The organism is Dactylosporangium sucinum, from assembly GCF_014647515.1.
Classification (GTDB): Bacteria; Actinomycetota; Actinomycetes; order Mycobacteriales; family Micromonosporaceae; genus Dactylosporangium; species Dactylosporangium sucinum.
Genome location: NZ_BMPI01000042.1, coordinates 21,272 through 43,650, shown reverse-complemented (window position 1 = coordinate 43,650; position 22,379 = coordinate 21,272). Strand labels below are relative to the sequence as shown.

Sequence of the window (22,379 nt, the reverse complement as noted above, 5' to 3'; positions counted from 1 at the left end):
CCCCTGAGACGCTCCCGTTACGTTTGGCTGGCCCGACCGGGCGTCGCCGCCTCGCCGAGGCGGCCCGGACGGGCGCCGCCGAGTCGGCGGTCCGGCGCCCGTCCCCCGGGCGCTGGCGGCCGAGCCGGGGACCCACCTGGGCGAGCGATCGCCCGCGGGGTGAATCCGTGGCGTGTCTGCCACGGTAGGGCGCCTTCCTCTCGCCCGAACCCGTCAGCTCACCCGGTAGGCGGTCCGGAAGAAGGAATCCGCCGTGTCCAACGGAAGAACGCTCCTGCGTTCCCTGCTCGTCGGGATGACCGTGGCGGCGGTCGTGGCGCCTGCGTGCGCCGCCCACGCCGACCCGACGGCGGCCGAGATCCAGGTCCAGATCGACGACGGCAACCGCAAGGTCGAGCTGATCGTCGAGGAGTACAACAAGGTCAACGGCGACCTCACCGCGACCCAGGCGGCGCTGACCGACCTCGACGCCAAGCTGCGCCCGTTGCAGGCGCAGATGGCGGCGGCCCAGGTCAACGTCGAGCAGGTGGCGGTGTCGGCGTACAAGACCGGCAGCCACCTGCGGACGCTGTCGGTGGTGCTCGGCGCCGGGTCGTCGGAGGGCTTCGTCGACCAGCTCGGCACCCTCCGGCAGATCTCGCACAACCAGCAGGCCGAGCTCGACACGTTCACGGCCGCGAAGAAGGCCTACGACGCCGAGCAGCAGCGGCTGAACACGCTGCTCACCACCCAGCAGACCCAGAAGGGCGAGCTGGAGACGCGGCGCAAGCAGATCGAGGCGGACATCGCCCGGCTCGACGCGCTGCAGGACAAGGTGAACGCGGAGGAGGCCGCGAAGAAGAAGCCCGCGCCACCGGCCACCAACCCCGGCCCGCCGCCGGCGGTGTCCGGCCAGGCGGGCAAGGCGGTGTCCTACGCCTGGGCGCAGCTGGGCAAGAAGTACGTCTGGGGCACCGCGGGCCCGAACACGTTCGACTGCTCGGGCCTGACGATGATGGCCTGGAAGGCGGCGGGCGTCACGTTGCCGCACAACGCGGCCCAGCAGTGGGGCAAGGTCAAGCACATCAGCCGCAGTCAACTGGCCCCCGGCGACCTGGTCTTCTACAACGGCCTGGGCCACGTGGGCATCTACATCGGCAACAACCAGATCATCCACGCCCCGAACAGCCGCACGGTCGTCAAGGTCGCCCCGATCGACGTCGACCCCCTGTACGGCTACGGCCGACCAGGCTAGACGGTTTTTCAACGTGGGCCGGTCCGCCCCCTCGACGGACCGGCCCACGCTGTTGTCGTCGTTCGCATGCCTCCATCGTGCACAACGCTCGAGACGGGTGGATGGGTACGCCTACCCGACCGCTTTGAGTACCGCTACTCAGCGCGCGCCCGGCCCGCGCCGAATATGCCGAGCGTGATCCGCGACCCGGCCTCTAGGGTCTGCGCGTGGCATCGAACCTCGAATGCGTGGGCCTGGCCCTCGACCAGCGCGACCTGTACGACCTGATCGAGCCGGCGCTCCCCTCGGCCGAGGTCCTGGGCCGGCGTGGTGAGCTCATCGTGTACCGCTGGCAGGACCCGAGCGGCGCCCGGCTCACGGTGGCGACCCGGGGCGGCGCGGTCGTCGACCTCCTGCCGACGTTCGCCGCCGAGCCGGGCGCGACGCTGGCCCAGGTCCGTGCCGCCAACGACGATGTGGCGCTCGCCGACGTGCTCGGCTCCGACGGCACCTTGGCCACCAAGATCGCGGCGGAGTTCGAGCAGCGGCACTTCCTGCCGAAGGCCGGGCGGGCGAGCATCGTCGCGCTCGGCGTCGACGTGACCGTCCACGCGTCGGCGGCCGAGTTCGCCGCGTCGGAGGCCAGCCTGCTGTCGCCCGGCAACGAGGACCCCGGCCCGGCGCCCGCGCACTGCGCCGAGCGGGGCTGGCCGTGGCCGCCGCGGATGGCCCCGGACTCCTTCATCTCGTACGGGCAGTTCGCCCGCGACGGGCCGGCGGAGGCCTACGCGCGGCTCCACGGCGTCGTGCTGAGCGCCGACGTGCGCACCGTCGCGGCCACCGGGCAGCGGTTCGTCGCGGCGCGGGTGCGGACCGTCGGGTTCGAGGCCGTCGTCTGCCTGCCGGCGGATGCGGACGCCGCGCCGCCGCCCCCCGGCGGCGTCGTCGGCGGCACGGTGTTTCTGACCGGGTCGATCGACGGGGCACCGCGGCGATCGTGGCTGCCGTGGAAGAAGCGCTGACCCGCATGGCTGGGCAAGACATCCATTGTCGTGGAAACGTTCCTCGCCGATGATGAGTGTGGCGCCGCGATCTTCTTCCCCAGGTTTTGCGGAGGTTGCACCGTGTTTCGTCGTCTCATGACCCTCGCCGCCGGCGCCGCGCTGGCGCTGGCGGGAACGTTCGCGTTCGCGTCGCCCGCGCAGGCGGCCGTCGTGGACGTGCCCTTCGGGCCACTGTCCATCGGCGACTACTGCCACTCGCGGTACCCGTCGGCCTGGATCGGCTTCTACGAGAGCTCCGGCCTGCGCTGCTACACCGGTTCGAGCCCGCTGTCGTACGTCGGCTCGGGCGACCCGTACCTCGCCTGCAAGTATCTCACCGCCGACGTGGTCATGAGCGCCGTCCGCGGCACCTCGGACGCCTTGGTCTGCCGCGTCGTCCGCTGAGGTCCCGAGCGTGGTTCACGCCACGCCTGCCACCCGGCGAGCGGTGCTCCGCCCGCCGGGTGGATATCCTCGGTCGTCATGCAGCTGTACCGCCTGTTCCGCCTGACCGCGTTCGCCGAGGCCGTCTCCTGGACCGGTCTCCTCATCGGCATGTACCTCAAGCACGTCGCCGAGGTGACCGACGCGGGCGTGTGGCTGTTCGGGCGGTTGCACGGTGGGCTGTTCGTCGCCTACCTGGTGGCGACGCTCCTGGTGGCGCGCGCCGAGCGGTGGTCGTTCGTGCGCACGGCCGTGGCGCTCGCCGCCTCCGTGCCGCCGCTCACCACGCTCCTCGTCGAGCGGTGGCTGTCGCGCCGCCGGCCGGCGCCGGCCGGGCAAGCCGTCGAGGAAGCCGTCGAGGAAGCCGTCTAGACGGTCAGCACGATCTTGCCGCGGGTGCGGCCGGACTGGCCGAGCTCGTGCGCCTTCGCCGCCTCCTCCAGCGGGAGCACGGTGTCGACGGCCACGCGCAGCCGGCCGGCGGTGACCAGGTCGCTCAGTGCCCGCAGGCCCGCCTGGTCCGGTTCGACGATCATGAACCGGGCCCGCTTGCCGTCGGCGGTGGCCACCTCGGCCAGGGCCGCCTCGGCGGGTGAGGCGAGGGAGACCACGATGCCGCCGGGGCGGAGGGTGCGCAGGGAGCGCGGGCCGTACTCGCCGCCGATCGGGTCCACGACCACGTCCACATCCGACAGCTCGGCGGCGAAGTCGGCCGTCGTGTAGTCCAGCACCTCGTCGGCGCCCAGCCCGCGGACGAAGTCGTGGCCGGCCGCGCGGGCGGTGCCGAGACGTGGGCGCCTTGCGCCTTGGCCAGCTGTACCGCCAGATGACCCACGCCACCGGCCGCGGCATGCACCAGGACGCGCCGGCCGGGCCGGACGTCGGCGACGTCGACCAGGGCCTGCCAGGCGGTGAGGCCGGCGAGGCCCAGGCCGGCCGCCTCCTCGTGGGACAGCGCGGCGGGCTTGGGCGCGAGGTGGCGGGCGGGCGCGGTGAGGTACTCCGCGTAGCTCCCCGCCGGCTGGGGCAGGCGCGGCATGCCGAAGACCGCGTCGCCGGGCCGGTGCAGGGCGACGCCGACGCCCACCGCCTCGACGACGCCGGAGACGTCCCAGCCGAGCCGCACCGGCCGGCCCAGGAGACCGCCGGTGGCGCGGTGCCAGTAGTCGGTCGGGTTGACGCCGGCGGCGTGGACGCGGACGAGGACCTCGCCCGGGCCGGGCTCGGGCTTCGGGACCTCGACCAGTCGCAGCACCTCTGGACCGCCGAACGTGACCTGCTCGATTGCGCGCATCGTGGATTGCCTTCCGGGTTGGTGTGCCTCAACCCTGCCGATCGGCGTGACGACCTTCGAGTGGCCGGATCGCCAAGATGTGCAAAGATCTGGCCATGTCGCATCGGCCCCATCGCGTGGTGGTCCTGGCCCTCGACGGCGTCTACCCGTTCGAGCTGAGCATCCCGGTCCGCATCTTCGGCACCGCCGCCGATCCGGACGGCACGCCGCTGTACGAGGTCGTGACCTGCAGCCTCGACGGCCGGCCGGTGCCGACCAGCGCCGACTTCGCGGTGGCCGTCGAGCACGGCGCGGAGGCGATCGACACCGCCGACACGCTGGTCCTGCCGCCGTTCGTGTGCGCGCCGACCGGCCCGCGCGACTGGCTGCCCGACGAGGTCGCGGCGGCGCTGGGCCGGGTGCGGCCGGGCGCGCGGATCGTCTCCATCTGCACGGCGTCGTACGTGCTCGCCTCGGCCGGCCTGCTCGACGGCCGCCGCGCGACGACCCACTGGAACGACGCCGAGCACTTCCAGCGCACGTTCCCGAGCGTCGTCGTCGACGCCGGCGTCCTGTTCGTCGACGACGGTGAGGTCCTCACCGCGGCCGGCGTCGCGTCGGGCGTCGACCTCTGCCTCCACCTGGTCCGCCGCGACCACGGCAGCGCCGTCGCGAACCGGGTCGCCCGCCTGTGCGTCGTGCCGCCGTGGCGGGAGGGCGGGCAGGCGCAGTACATCGAACGCCCGGTCCCCCCGGCGAGCACCGCGACGACGTCGGCCACCCGCCAGTGGGCGCTGGGCCGCCTCGACCGCCCGATCAGCCTGGCCGAGCTGGCGGCCCACGCGCGGACGAGCGTGCGAACGTTCTCCCGCCGCTTCCGCGAGGAGGTCGGCCTGACCCCGGTCCAGTGGCTCACCCGCCAGCGCGTCGAGCACGCCCGCCGCCTCCTGGAGACGACGGACCTGCCGGTGGATCGCGTCGCGGCCGAGGCGGGCTTCGGCACGGCCGCGTCCCTGCGCCTGCACATGAGCGAGACGCTCGGCGTCTCCCCGACGGCGTACCGCAACACGTTCCGCACGGCGGCCTGATCTTCACGGCGCCCGCAACCGCGAGCGGGCCAGAAGCTCGGCCGGCCAGGCGCGTTGCTCCGGCGTGTCCGGGACCGGGAGGCCGCGCGCGCGTTCGATGAGGGGCCAGGCCCGCTCGGGCGGGACCCCCGTCAGCGCCAGGATGCCCGCCGCGAGCAGCGAGGCGCGGCCGATGCCGATGCGGCAGTGCGCGACGACGTGGGTGCTGAGCCGGCCGGGGCCGTCGGTGTCCACTGTGTACAGTGCCGGGCGCATCATCGATAGGACTCCCTGAGGGTCGCCCACTGGGCGGTGTCGTGGTTGTGGATCACGAGCGTCACGTCGTGGGTGCGGGCCAGGTCGGCCAGGCGGCGCTGGGAGCGGCGGGTCGCCGGCTCGTCCAGGTCGAACGGGCTCATCGGCCGGGTGTCCGGGTCGGTGTCGCGCATCCAGGCGTCGCCCGCCAGGAGGATCCGGCCCGTCTCCAGGAGCTCCAGCAGGACCGCCTGGTGGCCGGGCACGTGGCCGCCGGACTCCAGCAGGGTCAGGCCCGGCGCGAGCTCGGTGTCGCCGTCGAGCAGGCGATACCGCAGCCTCGGGTCATCCCAATGCTGCCGGATCCAGGTGTACCGGAACAGGCCCGACTCCCGGGCATGATCGTACTGCGCCCGTTGTACCACGAACTCCGCGTGCGGGAACTCGTCGTTCGCGCCGGCGTGGTCGGGATCGAAGTGGCTCACGATCACCGTATCGATGTCGGCCGGCGTCAGGCCGAGGGTCTCGAGCCGGCCGACGACGTAGTCGTCCGAGGCCACGACGAAGTGCGACTCCGGGTCGGTCAGCGCCTCGCGGGCGCACCCCGTGTCGACCAGGATGCGGCGGCCGTCGCGCAGCCGCAGCAGGTACCCGGCGATCGGCACGCCGACCCCGCGCACCGTTCCGAACCGGAGCAGGGTCAGTTCCACCACGTCAGTCATGGACCGAGTCTAAACATGAGCGACTACAAAATTGCACACCCTCATCTATGCTGGGGGTGTGGAGGCGGGTGCGCGAGCGCACGGGAGAGCTGGCGGCGGGCGGCAGGAGCGCGACGGCATGCAGGAGCAGGCGCCCGCGGACGGGCGAGGACGCGCGGAGCCGGGGCTGCGGGCGCGCAAGAAGGAGCGGACGCGCCAGGCGTTGAGCGATGCGGCCACCGAGCTGTTCGCGGCCCGAGGCTTCGAGGCGGTGACCGTCGCCGACATCGCCGCATCGGCCGACGTCGCTGTCGGGACCGTGTTCAACTACTTCCGGTCGAAGGAGGAGCTCTTCTTCGACCGTGCGGACGCCGTCGAGCAATCGCTCGTCGCCGCGATCGTCGAACGCAAGGCCGGCGCCGGGATCGTGGCCGCGTTCCGGGAGTGGCACGAGGGCGAACTCGAGTTCCTCCTCGACGCGCGGGCCGAGGCCGCCACCCGGCGCTACTTCGCCGCCATCGCGGCCAGCCGGGGCCTGCAGGCGGCCGAGCGCGGCATGTACCGGCGGCTCCAGGACGCCCTCGCCGGCGCCGTGCGAGCAGAGGGCGCGGGCGACGACCCCATGCCCGATCTCCTGGCCGCCGTGCTGCTCGCCCTGCACCGGACGGTCGTCGACCTCGCCGGCGGCGACCCGGGCCGGGCCCGGCGCGCGTCGGCCGGGGCCTTCGACGCGCTCTCCGCGTCAGCCCACGCGTATGGAGCGGATCATGCCGCCGGGGCGGTCTCGTAGGTCATGAAGGTCTGGCTGTCGGCCGCCTCGCAGCGGACCCGGCCGCCCGAGATGCGGCGCAGCCACACGCCGATCGCGCGGTCCAGGCGGTAGGTCTCCATGTTGTGGCGGCAGATGTCGAGGGAGATGACGCCGTCGTGCTCCTCGGCGTGGCGGTACATCGCCTCGATGAGCTTCGTGAACACGCCCTGCTCGTGGCCGGGCACCGCGACGAAGCCGCAATACCAGATCCGGTTGTCCGCGTAGTGCGCCGGCCAGCGCCGGGCGAAGTACTCGGGGGAGATGAGTGGCCAGGCGCTGAGCTGGTTGGTGTACGTCGCGAGGCCCAGCAGGACGCCGTCGTCGGAGTAGGCGAGCCACTTCTCGACGCGGGTGTCGGTCATGACGTCGTCGAACTCGCTACGGTACATCAGGTGCCGCTGGACGGTGAGCGCATTGAGATGACGGAATGCGGTGTCGTAGCGGTGCCACGCCTGTTCGAGCTGCTCACCGACGAGATCCGTGCGAATGTCGATCTTCATCCGACCCTCCCGAGTTACGTTCGGTAGGACTCTGTGTACAGACTGTACGGTCGGGCGAATGTGATCGACAATCATCAGAATCTTCGCCATAAGGGAGGCCTTGATCCCGCGCGCAGGACGCCGAGTCCTGGCCTTCGGGGGGCGCAGAAAACCCGAAGCGCCGATCCGGAGGGGCCGGGCCGCGTGGGAGGCTCGTGGCATGGGGCTGTCGTTCGAGGTACAACGACGAGCCGCGGGGCAGATCATCCTGCTGCTGCGCGGCGAACTGGACCAGGAGACCGCCGGCACGTTCCACCAGGCCCTCGCCACCGCGCTGGCCGCGTTCCCGAGCGATCTGCTGCTCGACCTGAGCATGGTGACGGCGATGGGCGCGGGCGGCCTCGGTGTGCTGCTGGCCGTGCGCCGGGCCGCCGACCAGCTGCGCTGCCGGCTGGCCCTGCAGGCCGCCAGCCCGGCCGTCCGCGACGAGCTGCGGGCCCGCGGCCTGGCCGACGACCTGCGACCGATGCGCCCCTCAGGCGGCGCCGCGAACGGCGCCGCCTGAGGGGAGCGTCTAGCAGGCGCCCTGGTCCTCCCAGGCGCCCCACTGACCCGACGTGGACGGGTTCTCGCCCTGCGTCCACCACTTCGCGCGGTACTTGCGGTTGTTGTACTGCACGACCGTGTTGCCGCTGTAGGCGGTCGTGGAGTTCCAGACCGGCAGCCCGGCGCAGCCGGTGCCGGTGGAGCCGCTCGGTGAGGCGGACGCCGATGCCGATGCCGACGCGGACGGTGAGGTGCCGGAGCAGGCGCCCTGGTCGACCCACACCGCGTTGGTGCCGGGCGTGTCGCCCTGCGTCCACCACTGGGCCTTCCAGGTGCGGCCGTTGTACGACACCAGGTTGCCGCCCGTGTAGACGGTGGTCGACGACCACGCCGGCGCCGTGCAGGTCCCGCCCGACGGGCTGGTCGACGTCGTCGGGGAGGTCGTCGGCGCGGTGCCGCCCCGGGCGTAGTCGGCCGCGAGCGCGTAGGTCTGGCCGCCGAACGCGAGCGTGAAGTTCGAGGGGCCCGAGATCGGCAGCTGGTAGTTCAGGGTGACCTCGGCGTACGAGCCGGCCGCGATGGCCGACGGGATCGTCAGCCGGACCCGGTGGAAGTCGCCCTTGAGGCCGCCGACGTTGCTGCCGGTGTGGCCGGTCGAGACGACGGTCAGCGCCCAGCCCGACTGCTGGCCGAGCGTGCCGGGCGTCGTGGTCGGGTAGTCGAACTCCAGCTGAGCGCCCGCCGGGATCGGCGCGCCGGTGTTGTTGACGAGCCGCAGCTCCGGGTTGATCGGGTAGTTGTTGTCGCCGAGCGCGAAGCCGCTGACCTGCACGCCGACGTTCAGCGTCGCGGTCGGCAGGGTGATGTTGGCCTTCTTCGCGCCGTACGGGGCGGCCGTCTTGAACTTGTCGTAGAGGACGGTCGTCATCGTGTTGCCCATGTAATACTCGCCGCGCGTGGCGTTCCAGGCGTAGTCGCCGGCGAGCTCCCAGATCATCACGCCGCCGATGCCCTTGTTCACCACGTAGTCGGCCTTGACGCCGATGGACTGGTCGTCCTCGGTGGACAGGAAGACCTGCTTCTGCGCGTTCCACAACCACGGCGCGACCAGCGCGCTGGAGTAGTTGCGGACGTAGGTGCCGCTCACCCGGTCCTCGGGGTCGGTCGCCGGCGTCAGGCCGTACGCCTCGAGGTAGCTGCCGGCCCGCCCGTCCTGCAGGTTCTTCGCGTGCCACATCGGGTTGGCCCCCGCCGGCACCTCGGCGTTGAGCTCCGTGTCGTGCCACAGGTTGTCGATGCCCACGGCGCCGTTGCCGCACGGCGTGGTCGAGCCCACGGTGCCGCCGGTGCCGGCCGGGCACTTCGTCTGGTCCGGCAGTGCCGCCCGGCCCCACAATCCGTTGGTACCGCCGGTGACGCCGCGGAAGCCGCGGGTGTAGTACGGCACGCCGATGTTGATGCGACCGGACTGCATGGCGCCGCGGAAGTAGTGGTATGCCCAGTCGGTGTTGAGGTAGCCGATGTTCTGGTAAGCCCCGTACACGCCGCCGGCCGCGAGCTCCGCGTCGTCGCCGTTGTCGTAGAGCGCCGCGTTCGGGCCGACGAAGTGGTTCCACGCCCCGTGCAGGTCGTAGGACATGATGTTGACGTAGTCGAGGTACTGCAGCGCCCGGTAGGACTCCATGCCGCGCAGCAGCCAGCCGGAGGCGGGCGCGGCGACGGTCACCATGTAGTACTTGCCGTCCGCGGCGGACGCGGCGTCGAGCTTCTCGCGCAGCGTCTTCATGAGCACGTGGTATGAGGCGTTGAGCCCGGCCCGCTTGGCGTCGGCCTGGGCGAAGTCGAGCGGGTTGCCGGCCTTGTTGTTCGACGTCGGGTACTCGTAGTCGATGTCCACGCCGTCGAAGCCGTAGGTGCGCAGGAAGCTGACGACGGAGTCGGCGAAGGTGTTGATGCCGGCCGTGTTGACCGTGTTGCTGGAGGTCGTCGTCATGCGGTAGAAGCCGCCGGAGTCGACCCGGTTGCCGTCGTCGCCGAAGTAGCCGCCGGTCTCCGCCCAGCCGCCGACGCTGATCAGCGTCTTGACGTTGGGGTGCTGCTTCTTGAACTTGTTGAGCAGGTTGAAGTGCCCGGTGTACGAGTAGGCGGGGTCCATCTCGGCCCCGGCGACCCCCGGCCACGTCATGTTCGTCGACACGTTGTCGGCGGCCGTCGGCGTGCCGACCGAGATCTTGTTCGCGCCGTCCACGTGCGCGAACGCGTAGTTGATGTGGGTGATCTTGTCCCACGGGATCTGGTTGACGAGGTAGGCCGGCGCGCCGTTCTTGCCGGTGCGCCAGCTGGTGAAGTAGCCGATGATCCGCCGGCCGTGGTCGGCGCCGAGCGTCTCGCGGCCGTTCGTGTCGTACTTGTCGCAGTAGGGGACCGTGACGCCGGGCGTCTGGTAGAGCCCGTCGGGCCGGCAGGCCGCGTGGTCGACCTCCGCGTTGGCCGTCGCCACGAAGAAGGCCGCGGATCCGGCCACCAGCGCGGCCGTCGCGGCGGACAAGAGGTGCAGGGCGCGTCGTCGCATAGAACCCTCCGCCAACCGTTAATAAAGTTAACAGTAAAGTGCCTAAAGGTATAGCGGTATCGATGCGATGAACGCAAGGGTTGTTATGGCTGCCGAAAGGTAGACGCTGCACGCGTGACGACGCGTTCGATCGCCGCGGTCCGCGACGAGTTCCGGCTACCGGCGCTCGCGGCGGTGATGGCTGTCGGGCTTGCGCCTCGCCTGGTCCTCGAACCGGGCCAGGACCTCCTCGGCGAACCCCGGCCCAAGCGGTCCACCGCAGGGGGCGGCATCATCCGCACGGAATGAGCGGGCGTCCGCCTCAGGTGGCCTGCCGCCGGGCGGCGGAACCGGCACCGCCGACCCGCAGCGCGACCGCCAGCAGCAGGGCCACGCCGAACAGCCAGCTCAGCGGCAGCGCCGCCGTCGCCGGCCAGCGCGGGGACGGCAGCGGCGGCAGGTCGGTCGTCGAGCCGAACACCGGCAGCGCCCACCCGGTCAGCCGCCACACCGCCAGCGACACGGCCAGGCCGCACACGCCCGACGCCACCACCAGCGCCGGATAGGTCCAGAGCGCGGCCCGGCGGACCGTGTCGCGCGGCAGGCCCTGGATCCGCAGCGCCGCGCGGTCGGCGGAGCGGTCCGCGCGGTCCACCGCCGCGATCAGCCCGATGCCCCCCGCCGCCAGCACCACGGCCAGCACACCCGCGCACAGGTGGAACCACAACGACAGCGCCGGGCCCTGGCGGTCCAGCCGGTCGCGGACCGAGCCGGCCGTCCGCTCGCCGGTCACCCAGAGGCCGGCCGCCGCCAGCCGGTCCAGGACGTCCGGCGGGGCGGCCGCGTTCAGCCACACCTCGGGCGACCGGGCCACCCCGGCGTCGACCGACAGCCGGTCGGCGTACTCCAGGTCGACCAGCGTGCCGGCGGTACCGACGCGGGGGAGGGCGGCGAAGGTCCCGACAGTGCGGACCGGCACCGCGCGCTCGTCCAGGCCGTCGACCTGGGCGCCCGGCGGGCCGGCGGAGACGGCCGGCAGCGGGTAGGGGGCGTCGGCCGGCTGCAGCCACGCGGGCGAGTCGACCAGGCCGGCGACCGAGAGGCGCAGGCCGTCGCCCGAGGCGGTCACCGACGCGCCGCTCACGCGCCAGCGAGTCGCGTCGAACAGGTCTGCGCCCGACAGGGAGCGCAGCGTCAGGGTGGCGTCGGCGGCGCCGCCGGTCCCGTCCCTGCTCAGGCCGATGCCCGCGAGGCGGCAGCCGCCGTCGCACATGCGCTCGCGCTCGGTAAACGTGTGCGGGCCGTTGTCGAGCAGGCCGAAGTCCAGCGTCGTCGTGTCGGGGCCGCTGAGCGAGGCGAGCACCAGGCGCAGCCGGACCCGCTCGCCGGGGTCGATGCCCGACACGACGGCGTCGAGCGACACCTCCCGGGACGGGAACACAACCGGGGCGTGGGCGGGCGGGTGCAGCAGGTCCGCCACGCGCTCCAGAGCGCCGTACTCGGGAAGGAGGTCGACGACGGCCGCCAGCCGGGCCGAGTCCACCGCCAGGCCGCCGCCCGGCAGCTGCGCGACGGCCATCGCGAACTCGCCGGACGGGTCGGCCGCCCGTACCGCGCGCAGCAGCTCGTGCCGGCTCACCGGGGCGAGCGACACCACCCGCGGCGCACCGGTGCCGATCCGGGCGCCCAGCTCGCGGTCCTGGCGGGCCACGTCGGCGGCGCTCACCGCGTACCCGAGCACGGCGACCGACGCGACGAGCAGCAGCATCATCCGCTGCGCGGCCGGCCGGCGGCCCAGCTGCAGTGCGGCCAGCGCGAGGTCGAGGCGGCCCCGGCGCAGCGCGGCCCGGCCGGCGGCGCGGGCGGCCGGGGCGAGCAGCCACGAGCAGGCGTAGGCGAGCGCGCCGATGGCCAGCGCGGGCGCGAGCAGGCCGACGCCGGCGAGCTGGCCGTCGGTGAGGAACAGCTGCACGACGGTGGTCGCGGCGAGGACGGCCAGCACGACGAACACCACGACGCCGGCGGCGCCGGCGCGCGAGCGGACCCGCCGCAGCAGCTCGGTGACCGGGCTGAGCAGGTGGCGGCGCTGGGCGAGCAGCGCGACGAGCAGCGCGCCGGCCGCGGCCGCCCCGGCGTACAGCAGAGTGTCGGTGCCGAGGCCCGGGGCGCCGGCGCCGGGCAGGCGCCACGCGACGAGCGCGCTCACCGCCAGCTGCCCGGCGACGCACCCGGCCGCGGCGCCGGCCACGATCGCGGCGAAGGGCTCGCCGGACACCAGCAGCCAGCGGTGCCACCAGCGCGCGCCGCGCAGCGCCACGACCGCCAGCTCGCGGCGGCGGCCCTCGGTGCCGTAGTCGACGGCGAGGTACAGCGTGAGATAGGCGAGCAGGACCAGCGGCACCGCGCCGATCGGCACCGTCTGCCGCGCGACCGCCCGGCTGCGCTCGACCCGGTCGGCGAGGTCCGGGATGCCGGTCTGCACCCTCAGCCCCGGCGCGGTCTCCGCGGCCTGCCCCTGCAGCCCGTCGAGCCGGGCCCGCAGGTCGTCGAGCCGGTCGAACGCGGACGGCGGCGCCTCCGCGTCGACGGTGAGGTACGCGACCTGCGGATCGAACCGCTCCATGGTGGCGGCGCCGGTGAAGACCGGCTCCCCCTTGCGGCCGGTGGCGTCGGGGGCGAAGTAGTTGTGGCCGGCCCAGTACGTCTCGCCGGGCGCCCGCACCGTGTAGATGCCGACGACGGTGACCGTCACCGGCGGCTTCGGCTCGCCGGTGACCCCGGCCTCGGACAGCAGGAGGTCGTCGCCGGTCGACAGGCGCAGCCGCTGCGCGGTCTCCGCGCCGATGACCACCTCGCCGGAGCCGATGAGGCAGCGCCCGGCGACCCAGCCGAGATGGGCGCAGACACCCTGCCGGAAGATGACCCGCGAGCTGCGGTCGGGCTCGACGCTCTTGGTGGCGAACTCGACCGAGTACACCGGTGCGAGCCCGGGCACGTCGTCGAGCAGGACGCTGGTGAGGGCCTCGAACCCGGCCGGGTCCGCGCCGCCCGGGGCGGTCAGCGTCGACACGGTGAGCGTGCGCTCGGCCGGGCTCGCGTCGGCGACCTCGCCCCGGACCACCTGCACGTCGACCGCCCGCATGTAGGCCGGCACCGCGACGGCGGCCCCGACGGCGAGCAGGCCGAGCAGCCCGAGGGCGATCGCCTGGCCGCGGCGGGTGCGCAGCATCTGCAGGATCAGCTCGATCATCGCCCGGCTCCCTCGCGAAGGACGCCCCGCGTCCAGGACAGCAGCACCCCGGCGGACACCCCGCCGAGGACCAGGACGGCCAGCAGCCCGGCGGCGGCCAGGGCGACCGGCTGGAAGGCCGGCGGCGGCTGCGTCAGCCGCCAGCCGTCCACGAACACCGGGATCGGCTCGCCGACGGCCGCGCCGACGACCACGGCCGTGACCAGCCCACCCAGCGTCGCCAGGCCGAGCAGCGCGAGCTGGCCGCCGACGCCGGCGCCCACCGCGACCCGGGCGGCCAGGCCCTGGGTGCGCATGGCCCGCACCTCGCGGGCGCGCACCCGCTGCTCCACGGTGACCGCGACCGCGGACGCCACGGCGGCGAGCAGCAGCCCCGCGGCCGCGGCGAGCAGCCGGAACAGCGCCGCGAACGCGGGACCGTGCGTGGCCAGCCGCCGCTCGTGCTCCCGCGCCGTCTCGCTGCCGAGCAGCTCCACCCCGGCGGCGGCGAGCCGGCCGGCGATGGCGCCCGCGGGCGCGCCCGGCGCCAGCCACACCTGCAGCTCGCCCGGGTTGACCAGGTCGGGCAGCGCCCGCTGGAGGGTCGCCAGGTCGAGCACCACCCCGGCCGGCCCGAGCACGGGAAGGAGTGCTCCGGTTCGCGTGAGATCCAGCGGTACCGCCGAAGCCCCGAACATCGACAACAGTGCGTCGCCGAAGTTCCACGCGTGCGGTCGTTGCCCCGCGAGCAGGGCCGGGACGGGCAGCCGGGTGTCGACCGCGAAGGCCCGCGCGTCGGGGACCGCCGTGTCGCCGTCGAACGCCGGCCGCGGCACCCGCAGCGTCAGGGCGCCCGCCTTCGGCGCGATGACGATCACCGGCCCGCTCAGCGCGGACCGCCAGTAGCGGGGGTCGCCGAGCCGCCCGCCGTCGAGCACCGTGCGGGCGTGCTGCCGCAGCGCGCGGACGCTCAGCCCGGCCCCGGCGGGCGCCGGCCCCGGCGCACCGTCCACATCGGACGGACCGGCGAGGGCCAGGCTCACGATCCGGCACCCGGGCGCGGTCGCGCAGCCGTCGACCGGCGCCGTCGCCTCGTGCTCGCCCGGGTCCAGCGGACCGAGGACCACGCGGACCGTGGCGCCGTTCGTCGCGTGGACGAGCTGGACGGTGAGGCGCAGCGGCCCGCCGGAGTCGTTGACGGCGCGGACGGTGAGCTCGTCGCCGTCGACCGCGGGCGGGTCGCTGTCGAGTGCCGGCGGAAGAGACAGCGGCCGGCCGGTCACCGCGGCGTACCGGGCGGTGTCCACGGCGAGCACCGGCGGGACCGCGCCGCGGTCGAGGGCGACCGCCATCGCCTGCCGGCCGCCGGGGTCGGCCGCGCGGACCGCCGACAGCAGGACGCTCTGGTTGGCCGCCCGCACGGTGAACACCCGGTCGGCGCCGAGTTCGGCGGCGGTCCGCTCGGCCCGGGCCCGGCCGGCGGCGGCGTACCCGGACGCGGCCAGCCCGAGCAGCGCGACCGCGACGGCGACGAGCGCGAAGATGCGGTCGATGCCCGCCCGCCGGTGGTACTGCAGCGCGGCCATCGCCAGCGGCAGCCGCCCGGTGCGCAGCGCGGCGCGGCCGGCCTGCCCGGCGAGCGCGGTGACCACGCGGGCGAGCAGCCCGGCCACGGCGAGCGCCGCGAGCACCGGCGCGACCAGCCCGACGCCGTTGCCGGTGCCGGACCGCGCCTGCACCAGGGCCGCCCCGGCCAGCGCGACGAGCAGCACGTCGACGAGCGCCCCTGCCCACCGGCGACCGGGCGCGGCCGAGCGGCGCAGGAGCCCCGCGACGGGCGTTCGCAGCAGCGGTACCTCCACGAGCACGAGCACGACCAGCCCCGCCCCGGCGGCGATCCCGGCGGCCACGGCCGCGGCCGGCAGCCGGTCGGCGGGGGCGGGCGCGCCGGCCGCGAGCCGGGCGACGGCCCAGCCGAGCGGCAGCCCGGCCGGCAACGCGGCGGCCACCGGCAGCAGGTGCTGCCACAGGACCAGCCGCAGCATCCGCCGCCGGGTGGCGCCGCGCAGCTTGAGCAGCGCGAGGTCCGGCCGCCGGTCCTGCGCGGTGTGCCGCCCGACGATGCCGAGCGCGAGCAGGCACAGCGTCAGCGCCTCGACCCAGCCGGCGAGCACGCCGTCGGCGGTCGCGGCCTGGTCCTCCGCGATGCGGTCGAGCAGCGCCCCGGACGGCGCCTCGGTGTCGAACCCCGCCTCCCGCAGCGTGGTGCTGACGACGTCGAGCCGGTCGATCAGCGCCTTGGTGACGGGCACGGTGCAGACGGCGGTCGGCCCGTCGAGCACGTCGCCCGCGAACGTCTCCAGCGGGACGAACACGGGGTCGAGCGTCTCCTCGCCCGCCACGATGTGGCCCGGCCCGAACAGCGGGTCGGCCCACCAGGCGCCGCCGGGGTCCTGCCGTTCATAGGTGGCGGTGACTCTCAGGGATACCTTGGGCGCGCCCGGCTGGCTGCGCAGGACGAGCTCGTCGCCGGCCCGCAGCCCGAGCGCGTTCGCGGTGTGCGCGCTGACCGCGGCCTCGCCCGCCCTGGCCGGGCAGTCGCCGGCGAGGCGCATGCTCGGGCAGGCGCCGTCGCGGTACGCGACGGGGACCATGCGCCCGAACCCGCCGGTGTCGGCGGTGAGCGTCTGGGTCAGCCCGAGGACCGCGCCGTGTTCGCCCGGGAGCAGCGCCTCGACCTCCCGCCGGAAGCCGTCGAGTGCCGTGGCCGGGTCGCCGCCGGTCGGCGCGGACCGGTGCACCGACAACAGCCGCTGCGGCGCCGGCGCCTCGGCGAGGTCGGCCGCGGCGACCCGCCCGCCGGCCGCGGCGGTGTACAGCGGCCCGGCGGCGGCGACCGCGCACAGCAGCACGGTGAGCACCAGGACCGCCAGCCCCTGCGCCCTGCGCCTGCGCAGGGCGCCGAACACGAGTCGAAGCACGCCGCCTCCCCGTACGACTTTCGAGCTCCGTCGATCGACGTAGGTTACCCCTATTTCGGGACCCGTAAAAAGGCGGCCCGTAGGTTGGGCGGACTGGCTAGGCTGGCCGCATGCTGCCCTGGTCCGCCGAGCTCGCCGGCCGCGTCGAGCGCCACGTCGTCGACAGCGCCGTCCTGCGGGGCAACCCGCTCGGCGACCCGCACGAGCGGCCGCTGTACGTTCAGCTGCCGCCCGGCTACGACGACGCCCCCGAGCGGCGCTACCCGGCCGTGTTCGTGCTGCAGGGGTACACCGGACACCTCGCGATGTGGTGGAACCGGTCCCCGTTCCGCCAGCCGTACCCGGAACTGGCCGACGCCACCTTCGCCCGCGGCGAGGCGCAGCCGATGATCATCGTCTACGTCGACGCCTGGACCTCCTACGGCGGCAGCCAGTTCCTCGACTCGCCCGCGACCGGCCGCTACCAGACGTACCTCTGCGACGAGGTCGTGCCGTGGGTCGACGCCCGCTACCGCACCCTCGCCGACCGCGACCACCGCGCCGTCTCCGGCAAGTCGAGCGGCGGCTACGGTGCGATGGTCACGGCGATGCTGCGCCCGGACGTGTTCGGCGCCTTCGCGACCCACGCCGGTGACGCCCACTTCGACGTGTGCCACCGCGCCGCGTTCCCGGCCGTGGCCCGCAAGCTGCGCGACCAGCACGACGGCTCGTACGACGCCTTCCTCACCGCGTTCCGCTCCCGCACGCTGCCGCCGTCGGGCGACGACATGGAGCTGCTGGAGGTGTACGGCTACGCGGCCGCGTACTCCGCCGACGAGGACGGCACCGTGCACCTGCCGTTCGACGCGCACGGCGCGGTGGTCCCGGAGGTGTGGCAGCGCTGGCTCGACCGGGACCCGGTCGTGATGGCCGCACAGCCGCGGTACCGCGACGCACTACGGTCGATGCGGGCGCTGTGGATCGACGCCGGCACCCGCGACGAGTACTACCTGGACTTCGGCGCCGCGGCCTTCAACGCCGCCGTGCGCTCCGCCGGCGTCCCGCCCGAGTTGGTCCACTTCGAACTGTTCCCGGCCGGCCACGGCGGCATCGAGTACCGCTACCCGCTGGCCCTGGCCTGGCTGTCCCACCGCCTCAGCCCGTGAGCTCCGCGCCGTAGCGGGCGGCGATCGCCGCGAACGCCTCCTTGGGCTCCCACGGCAGGTCCGGGTACGTCGTGCCCGTGCGGTCCTCGTACACCTTCACGATGCCCAGGCTCGCCAGGTCCAGGTCGTCGCGCGGGTCGCCGTCCGGGCGGTGCGGGAGGTTGTGCAGCGCGAAGAGGTGGACGAAGGCGCTGTCGACGCCCTCCTCCGCGAAGATGTCGAGCAGCTCGCCGAGGTACGCGGCCTGGCCGGCCTCGTCGCGCTCGTAGTGGCCGTCGATGCGGCCGTCCTTGAGGATCTCCATGCTGCGCGGGGCCACGTCGCCGGCGCCGCGCCAGGTTGCGGTGCCGAAGCCCGTGATGGCGAGCGGCTTGGGCTGGGCCGCCAGGGTGCGCACGCCCGTGCGGAAGCGGTCGGCCACCTCCGCGGAGCGGATCAGCTCGTACGTCACGATGTCGAACGGGTCCCAGTCGATGCCCTCGAACTGGATCGCCGCGTAGGTCAGCCGGCCGCCGAAGTGGCGCCGGATCGCGGGCACGGCGGTACCGAAGAAACCGTTGAGCACCGCGGACCCGGCGGCGATGCGGGCGCGGTCGGTGAACAACCCGGCCAGGCGCTCCTCGATGTGGTCGCCGGGCAGGAAGCCGCGGTTCATGAGGCTCAGCTCCACACCCGCGACGAGCACGACCTCGGCGCCCGCCGCCCGCAGCCGCTCGGCTCGCTCGGCGCAGTCCACGAACAGCGCCAGGATCTCGTCGGGTGTGCGGTCCAGGGGGTACGGCGCGAGCCACACCTCCAGGCCGAGTGCAGCGGCGGTCCGACCGACCCACTCCAGCCGGGAAGCGTCGCCGCCCACCAGCATCACGGCGGTGCAGTGCAGGTCGTCGCGGATGATGCTCAGCTCGCGCTGAACCAGGTCGGGGTCGAGGTGCTCGATCGAGTTCCGGCCGTCCTGGACGAAACCGGTGTCATAGGTCATGCCCTTGGCTCGCATGATTCGACGGTACCGCTAAAACTTGCGTGCACGCAATTTTGCGTGACCGCAGGGAACGTGCCAGACTGGAGCGTGTCGCTGAGGGAGCGGAAGAAGCAGGCCACCCGGGAGGCGCTGCGCTCGGCGGCACTGCGGCTCGCCCTGGAGCGCGGGCCCGAGAACGTCCGCGTCGACGACATCGCCGAGGCGGCGGGGGTGTCGCCCCGCACGTACAACAACTACTTCTCCAGCCGCGAGGAGGCGATCGTCGCCGCCGTGACGGCGGAGCGCTCCACGCAGCTCGCGGCGGCCGTCGCCCGCCACCCGGACGGCCTGGCCGAGGCGGTCGTGGCGGCGATCGTGGCGCAGTACGCCGAACCGGCCCGCGACTCGCTCCTGATGATCACCGGCAGTCCGGCCCTGCGTGCCTGCTACGTCGACACCGTCACCGCGATCGAGGACCCGCTCACCGACGCCGTCGCCGCCCGCGCGCCGGGCCTGGACCGGCTGGCCGCCGCGGCCCTGGCCGCGGCCGTGGGCGCCGCCGTGAAGGTGGCGATCCGGCACTGGCTGCAGGCCGCGACCGAGCCGCTGCCCGGCTTCGTGGTGCCGGCCGGATCCCTGGAGGACCTGCTCCGCACCGCGCTGGCGCCGTTGCGGCCGGCCCTCGACGCGGTGGACCGGTGAGTCGCGCGGCGCTTGCCGAGCCGGCCAACGTTGACGGACACCGCGCCGGCCGCTGACGGTTTGTTCACGGCTGCCCCAGGAAAACAGGCCGAGATGGTCATCACTCTTGAACAAGCGTTTGGTTCATCCGTAAGATGAGCCGGTGGGATCGATGTATGGGTTGTCGCTGGATGGACGGACCGCGCTCGTCACCGGAGGGGCCGGCGGGATCGGCGCGGCCATCTGCCGTGACCTGGCCGAATGCGGCGCCCGGGTGGTGATCGCCGACATCGACGTCGATGGTGCCAAGGACGTCGCGGCCGGGCTGCCCGACGCGGCCGTCGTCGGGGTCGACCTCGACGACGCCGCGTCGATCGAGCGCTGCGCCGCCGAGGCCGGGCCGGTCGACATCCTCGTCAACAACGGTGGTATCACGAAGGTCGAGCGGTTCGCCGAGAGCGACCCCGCCCACTGGGACCGCCTGTGGCGGATCAACCTGCGCGGGCCGATGCTGCTCAGCCGCCTGCTCGTGCCGGCCATGGTGGAGCGCACCTGGGGCCGCGCGGTGTTCATCTCCTCGGACAGCGCGCGGGTCGGCGCCGGCGGCGAGGTGGTGTACTCCGCGGTCAAGGCCGGCCTCCTCGGCCTGGCCAAGTCCCTGGCCCGCGAGACGGCCCGGTTCGGCGTGACCTCCAACGTCGTCTGCCCCGGCATGGTCGACACCCCGCTGCTGCGCTCGGTGGCCAAGGAGAAGCCGGCGCTGCTGGAGACGATGGTCCGCCTGGTGCCCCAGCGGCGCATCGGCGACCCCGAGGACGTGTCGGGCCTGGTGGCCTTCCTGTGCACCCCCCGGGCGAGCTATCTCACCGGGCAGGTGTTCAGCGCCAGCGGTGGCATGACGATGTCGTGAGATGCGCAACCGGGAGAAGGCGCCGTACCACGCGCGCCGTGAGGCCGTGCTGGCGGTGGCCCGCGATCTCTTCGCCGAGCGCGGCTACCGGGCCACGACCGTGCGCGACATCGCCGACGCGTCGGGCGTCCTCTCCGGCAGCCTGTACCACTACTTCGACTCCAAAGAGACCCTCATCGACGAGATGCTGTCGAGCTATCTCGATGAGCTCACCATCGCGTACCGCAACGTCGTCGCCCAGGGCGGCGACGCCCCGGCGACGCTGGCCCGTCTGGTCGCGGCCGCCTTCGCCGCCGTCGAGAAGCACCGGGCGGCCGGCCTGGTGCTGCACAGCGAGCGCCACCACCTCGCCCGGCTGCCCCGGTTCGCCCACCTGGTCGAGCGCGAGGAAGAGATCGAGCACCTCTGGTCGACGGTGATCGAGCGCGGCAAGACGACCGGTCAGCTGCGCCCCGACATCGACGAGCACATGACGTACCGCTTCGTCCGCGACGGCATCTGCGCCGCCGCCCGCTGGTCCCGCCCCGCAACGGGGCTCGCCGAGCAGTTCCTGTCGCTGCTGCTGGACGGCCTGCGCGGCTGACGGGGGTCAGGCGGTCTGCAGGATCGCGGCGCTGCCGTAGCTGCCGCCGAAGCCGGCCACCAGCGCCGTCCGCGCGCCCGGGACCTGGTTCGCGGGGGCCTCGCCGCGCAGCTGGCGCACCGCCTCCAGGACGTTGTTGAAGCCGTGCAGCGAACCCTCCGACAGCAGGCCGCCGTGCGGGTTCACCGGCACCCTGCCCGTCGGGGCCGTCTCGCCCGAGCGGACCAGCGAGCCGGACTCACCCGGGGCGCACAGGCCGAAGTCCTCCATCTGCTGCAGCTGCAGCGGCGCGTAGGCGTCGTAGAGCAGGGACACGTCCACGTCGGACGGGCCCAGGCCGGCCGCCGAGTAGATCACCGGCGCCACGTAGGAGGAGAACAGGCGGGAGCCGTCCTCGGCGCGCGCGATGTTCGACGAGCCCGGGCCGCCCGCCCGTTCGGCCGCCCGGATCAGGACCGGGGCGTGGCCCGAGGACCGGGCGCGGTTCAGCGACGTGATGACCACCGCCGCCGCGCCGTCGTTCTCCTGGCAGCAGTCGACCAGGCGGAGCGGGGCGGCCACGAAGGGGCTCGCCAGGTACTCGTCCAGCGTCATCGGGTCGCGGCGGGTCGCGCGTTCGTTGAGCGACGCGTTGGCACGGGACCGCAGTACCACCGCCGCCGTGTCCTGCTCGTCCAGGCCCCGCTCGTGGAGGAAGCGGCGCGCGACCATCGCGAACAGGTGGACCGGACCGCGCATGCCGTAGGGCGCGACGAACTCCTCCTCGGCGCCGTCGCCGACCCGCAGCGCGCTCTGGCCGAGCCGCTTGCCGGTGCGGCCGTTGAGCGAGCGGAAGACGACGACGGTGCGGGCGGCGCCGGACGAGACCGCGCGGGCCGCGTCGCCGAGGATCGACGCGCTCTGCGAGCCGCCGCCGGCGATGTCGTTGTGCCAGCGGACGCTCGGCAGGCCCAGGCCCTCGATGAGGTACTGCACCGCGATGGTGTCGTTCAGCCCGTACGTCAGCACGCCGTCCACCTCGGGCACCTCCAGGCCGGCGTCGGCCACGGCGGCGCGCACGGCATCGAGGGCCATGTCCAGCACGGTCCGGCCGGAGGCGCGGTACAGCGGGGTCGACCCGATCCCGGCGACCACCGCGCGCGTCATGCCGCCTCCGCTTCGCTCCGGCCGCATGCCTTCCAAACTGAACCCATGATGACCGGCCCCTCCGCTTCGCTCCGGACCGGTCATGCCGCACCCCGCACGATGAGCGCGTCGAGCGCCTCGACGACGTCGCCCCGCACGAACAGCGGGTTGATCTCCAGCGCCTCGAACTGCCCCCGCAGGCCGAGCCCGGCCCGGGTCACGGCGGCGATCGCGGCGACGAGGCGTTCCCGGTCGGCGGGCGGTATCCCGCGGACGCCGTCGAGCAGGGCCCGGCCGCGCAGCTCGCCGAGCATCCGGCCGATCTCGTCAGGCGACACCGGCAGCCCGCGCCACACGGTGTCGCGCAGCGCCTCGGCGAGCACC

22 protein-coding genes, 1 pseudogene and 1 riboswitch are annotated in these 22,379 nt (G+C 73.8%); of the genes and pseudogenes, 12 read left to right on the top strand and 11 right to left on the bottom strand.

Annotated features, from left to right (window positions below; all coding sequences use genetic code 11):
* Positions 1-100: 100 nt before the first annotated feature.
* Positions 101-247, top strand: a riboswitch (cyclic di-AMP (ydaO/yuaA leader).
* Positions 248-253: 6 nt separating this feature from the next.
* The 4 genes from IEZ31_RS35110 to IEZ31_RS35095 all read left to right on the top strand — a co-directional run bounded on the left by IEZ31_RS35110 (position 254) and on the right by IEZ31_RS35095 (position 3,072).
* Entirely contained in the window at positions 254-1,234 is a 981-nt protein-coding gene (locus IEZ31_RS35110; RefSeq protein ID WP_190254372.1) for a C40 family peptidase, read from the top strand.
* A 206-nt stretch (positions 1,235-1,440) separates the two neighbouring features.
* Positions 1,441-2,235: a hypothetical protein gene (locus IEZ31_RS35105; protein ID WP_190254371.1), complete on the top strand. Its 795-nt coding sequence runs from the start codon at positions 1,441-1,443 to the stop codon at positions 2,233-2,235.
* A gap of 102 nt (positions 2,236-2,337) precedes the next feature.
* On the top strand, positions 2,338-2,661 hold the full coding sequence (locus IEZ31_RS35100; RefSeq protein WP_190254370.1) for a hypothetical protein: 324 nt from the start codon (positions 2,338-2,340) through the stop codon (positions 2,659-2,661).
* 78 nt (positions 2,662-2,739) lie between these two features.
* Complete coding sequence (locus IEZ31_RS35095; RefSeq protein ID WP_190254369.1) at positions 2,740-3,072, top strand: DUF3817 domain-containing protein; 333 nt, start codon at positions 2,740-2,742, stop codon at positions 3,070-3,072.
* On the opposite strand, the gene IEZ31_RS58945 is transcribed toward IEZ31_RS35095, so the two are convergent.
* Positions 3,069-3,431, bottom strand: coding sequence for a zinc-binding dehydrogenase (locus IEZ31_RS58945; RefSeq protein WP_308429461.1), 363 nt, complete (start codon positions 3,429-3,431; stop codon positions 3,069-3,071). The two genes, IEZ31_RS35095 and IEZ31_RS58945, sit on opposite strands and share 4 nt — an antisense overlap.
* 290 nt (positions 3,432-3,721) lie before the next feature.
* Positions 3,722-3,994, bottom strand: a pseudogene (locus IEZ31_RS58940) (alcohol dehydrogenase catalytic domain-containing protein); the annotation flags it as partial.
* 95 nt (positions 3,995-4,089) lie between these two features.
* Between IEZ31_RS58940 and IEZ31_RS35085 the strand changes: the two are divergent.
* Positions 4,090-5,061: a GlxA family transcriptional regulator gene (locus IEZ31_RS35085; protein WP_190254368.1), complete on the top strand. Its 972-nt coding sequence runs from the start codon at positions 4,090-4,092 to the stop codon at positions 5,059-5,061.
* 3 nt (positions 5,062-5,064) lie between these two features.
* On the opposite strand, the gene IEZ31_RS35080 is transcribed toward IEZ31_RS35085, so the two are convergent.
* Both IEZ31_RS35080 and IEZ31_RS35075 read right to left on the bottom strand, forming a co-directional pair.
* The gene (locus tag IEZ31_RS35080) at positions 5,065-5,319 is read right to left on the bottom strand and encodes a protein-tyrosine phosphatase family protein (RefSeq protein WP_190254367.1); all 255 of its coding nucleotides are present in this window, start codon (positions 5,317-5,319) and stop codon (positions 5,065-5,067) included.
* Positions 5,316-6,017 (bottom strand): N-acyl homoserine lactonase family protein, encoded by a 702-nt coding sequence (locus IEZ31_RS35075; RefSeq protein ID WP_190254366.1) that lies wholly within the window; start codon positions 6,015-6,017, stop codon positions 5,316-5,318. Before IEZ31_RS35075 ends, IEZ31_RS35080 begins: the two co-directional genes overlap by 4 nt.
* A gap of 58 nt (positions 6,018-6,075) precedes the next feature.
* Between IEZ31_RS35075 and IEZ31_RS35070 the strand changes: the two genes are divergently transcribed.
* Positions 6,076-6,786: a TetR/AcrR family transcriptional regulator gene (locus IEZ31_RS35070; RefSeq protein WP_229836121.1), complete on the top strand. Its 711-nt coding sequence runs from the start codon at positions 6,076-6,078 to the stop codon at positions 6,784-6,786.
* Here IEZ31_RS35070 and IEZ31_RS35065 read toward each other — a convergent pair.
* Positions 6,762-7,307, bottom strand: a complete 546-nt coding sequence (locus IEZ31_RS35065) for a hypothetical protein (RefSeq protein ID WP_190254365.1) — start codon at positions 7,305-7,307, stop codon at positions 6,762-6,764. The two genes, IEZ31_RS35070 and IEZ31_RS35065, sit on opposite strands and share 25 nt — an antisense overlap.
* A 199-nt stretch (positions 7,308-7,506) precedes the next feature.
* Here IEZ31_RS35065 and IEZ31_RS35060 point away from each other — a divergent pair, with 199 nt between their 5' ends.
* The gene (locus IEZ31_RS35060) at positions 7,507-7,851 is read left to right on the top strand and encodes an STAS domain-containing protein (protein ID WP_190254364.1); all 345 of its coding nucleotides are present in this window, start codon (positions 7,507-7,509) and stop codon (positions 7,849-7,851) included.
* A 9-nt stretch (positions 7,852-7,860) separates the two neighbouring features.
* Here the strand turns inward: IEZ31_RS35060 and IEZ31_RS35055 are convergent, their stop codons facing one another.
* Positions 7,861-10,404, bottom strand: coding sequence for a chitinase C-terminal domain-containing protein (locus IEZ31_RS35055; protein WP_190254363.1), 2,544 nt, complete (start codon positions 10,402-10,404; stop codon positions 7,861-7,863).
* A gap of 114 nt (positions 10,405-10,518) precedes the next feature.
* On the opposite strand from IEZ31_RS35055, the gene IEZ31_RS35050 reads away from it, so the two are divergent.
* Entirely contained in the window at positions 10,519-10,692 is a 174-nt protein-coding gene (locus tag IEZ31_RS35050) for a hypothetical protein (protein WP_190254362.1), read from the top strand.
* Positions 10,693-10,705: 13 nt separating this feature from the next.
* Here the strand turns inward: IEZ31_RS35050 and IEZ31_RS35045 are convergent, their stop codons facing one another.
* Both IEZ31_RS35045 and IEZ31_RS35040 read right to left on the bottom strand, forming a co-directional pair.
* Entirely contained in the window at positions 10,706-13,633 is a 2,928-nt protein-coding gene (locus IEZ31_RS35045) for an FtsX-like permease family protein (RefSeq protein ID WP_190254361.1), read from the bottom strand.
* On the bottom strand, positions 13,630-16,593 hold the full coding sequence (locus tag IEZ31_RS35040) for an FtsX-like permease family protein (RefSeq protein ID WP_190254360.1): 2,964 nt from the start codon (positions 16,591-16,593) through the stop codon (positions 13,630-13,632). Before IEZ31_RS35040 ends, IEZ31_RS35045 begins: the two co-directional genes overlap by 4 nt.
* Before the next feature lie 110 nt (positions 16,594-16,703).
* On the opposite strand from IEZ31_RS35040, the gene IEZ31_RS35035 reads away from it, so the two are divergent.
* Positions 16,704-17,738 carry an alpha/beta hydrolase gene (locus IEZ31_RS35035; RefSeq protein ID WP_190254359.1) on the top strand — a complete coding sequence of 345 codons (1,035 nt, stop codon included), beginning with the start codon at positions 16,704-16,706 and terminating at the stop codon, positions 17,736-17,738.
* Here the strand turns inward: IEZ31_RS35035 and IEZ31_RS35030 are convergent.
* The gene (locus IEZ31_RS35030) at positions 17,728-18,732 is read right to left on the bottom strand and encodes a hypothetical protein (protein WP_190254358.1); all 1,005 of its coding nucleotides are present in this window, start codon (positions 18,730-18,732) and stop codon (positions 17,728-17,730) included. The two genes, IEZ31_RS35035 and IEZ31_RS35030, sit on opposite strands and share 11 nt — an antisense overlap.
* A gap of 57 nt (positions 18,733-18,789) precedes the next feature.
* On the opposite strand from IEZ31_RS35030, the gene IEZ31_RS35025 reads away from it, so the two are divergent.
* The 3 genes from IEZ31_RS35025 (at position 18,790) to IEZ31_RS35015 (ending at position 20,870) form a co-directional block, all read left to right on the top strand.
* Positions 18,790-19,398, top strand: coding sequence for a TetR/AcrR family transcriptional regulator (locus IEZ31_RS35025; protein WP_229836117.1), 609 nt, complete (start codon positions 18,790-18,792; stop codon positions 19,396-19,398).
* 151 nt (positions 19,399-19,549) lie between these two features.
* Positions 19,550-20,287 (top strand): SDR family NAD(P)-dependent oxidoreductase, encoded by a 738-nt coding sequence (locus IEZ31_RS35020; RefSeq protein ID WP_190254426.1) that lies wholly within the window; start codon positions 19,550-19,552, stop codon positions 20,285-20,287.
* Between the two features lies 1 nt (position 20,288).
* Complete coding sequence (locus IEZ31_RS35015; protein WP_190254357.1) at positions 20,289-20,870, top strand: TetR/AcrR family transcriptional regulator; 582 nt, start codon at positions 20,289-20,291, stop codon at positions 20,868-20,870.
* A 6-nt stretch (positions 20,871-20,876) separates the two neighbouring features.
* On the opposite strand, the gene IEZ31_RS35010 is transcribed toward IEZ31_RS35015, so the two are convergent.
* On the bottom strand, positions 20,877-22,016 hold the full coding sequence (locus IEZ31_RS35010) for a thiolase C-terminal domain-containing protein (RefSeq protein WP_229836116.1): 1,140 nt from the start codon (positions 22,014-22,016) through the stop codon (positions 20,877-20,879).
* A gap of 80 nt (positions 22,017-22,096) precedes the next feature.
* A partial coding sequence (locus IEZ31_RS35005; RefSeq protein ID WP_190254355.1) for an acetate--CoA ligase family protein occupies positions 22,097-22,379 on the bottom strand: 283 nt, incomplete at its 5' end.

Coding starts and splice junctions, on each gene's coding strand:
- IEZ31_RS35095 (WP_190254369.1), top strand. CDS start 2,740: ATGCAGCTGTACCGCCTGTTCCGCCTGACCGCGTTCGCCGAGGCCGTC.
- IEZ31_RS35085 (WP_190254368.1), top strand. CDS start 4,090: ATGTCGCATCGGCCCCATCGCGTGGTGGTCCTGGCCCTCGACGGCGTC.
- IEZ31_RS35080 (WP_190254367.1), bottom strand. CDS start 5,319: ATGATGCGCCCGGCACTGTACACAGTGGACACCGACGGCCCCGGCCGG.
- IEZ31_RS35075 (WP_190254366.1), bottom strand. CDS start 6,017: ATGACTGACGTGGTGGAACTGACCCTGCTCCGGTTCGGAACGGTGCGC.
- IEZ31_RS35065 (WP_190254365.1), bottom strand. CDS start 7,307: ATGAAGATCGACATTCGCACGGATCTCGTCGGTGAGCAGCTCGAACAG.
- IEZ31_RS35060 (WP_190254364.1), top strand. CDS start 7,507: ATGGGGCTGTCGTTCGAGGTACAACGACGAGCCGCGGGGCAGATCATC.
- IEZ31_RS35055 (WP_190254363.1), bottom strand. CDS start 10,404: ATGCGACGACGCGCCCTGCACCTCTTGTCCGCCGCGACGGCCGCGCTG.
- IEZ31_RS35045 (WP_190254361.1), bottom strand. CDS start 13,633: ATGATCGAGCTGATCCTGCAGATGCTGCGCACCCGCCGCGGCCAGGCG.
- IEZ31_RS35035 (WP_190254359.1), top strand. CDS start 16,704: ATGCTGCCCTGGTCCGCCGAGCTCGCCGGCCGCGTCGAGCGCCACGTC.
- IEZ31_RS35030 (WP_190254358.1), bottom strand. CDS start 18,732: ATGCGAGCCAAGGGCATGACCTATGACACCGGTTTCGTCCAGGACGGC.
- IEZ31_RS35020 (WP_190254426.1), top strand. CDS start 19,550: ATGTATGGGTTGTCGCTGGATGGACGGACCGCGCTCGTCACCGGAGGG.
- IEZ31_RS35015 (WP_190254357.1), top strand. CDS start 20,289: ATGCGCAACCGGGAGAAGGCGCCGTACCACGCGCGCCGTGAGGCCGTG.
- IEZ31_RS35010 (WP_229836116.1), bottom strand. CDS start 22,016: ATGACGCGCGCGGTGGTCGCCGGGATCGGGTCGACCCCGCTGTACCGC.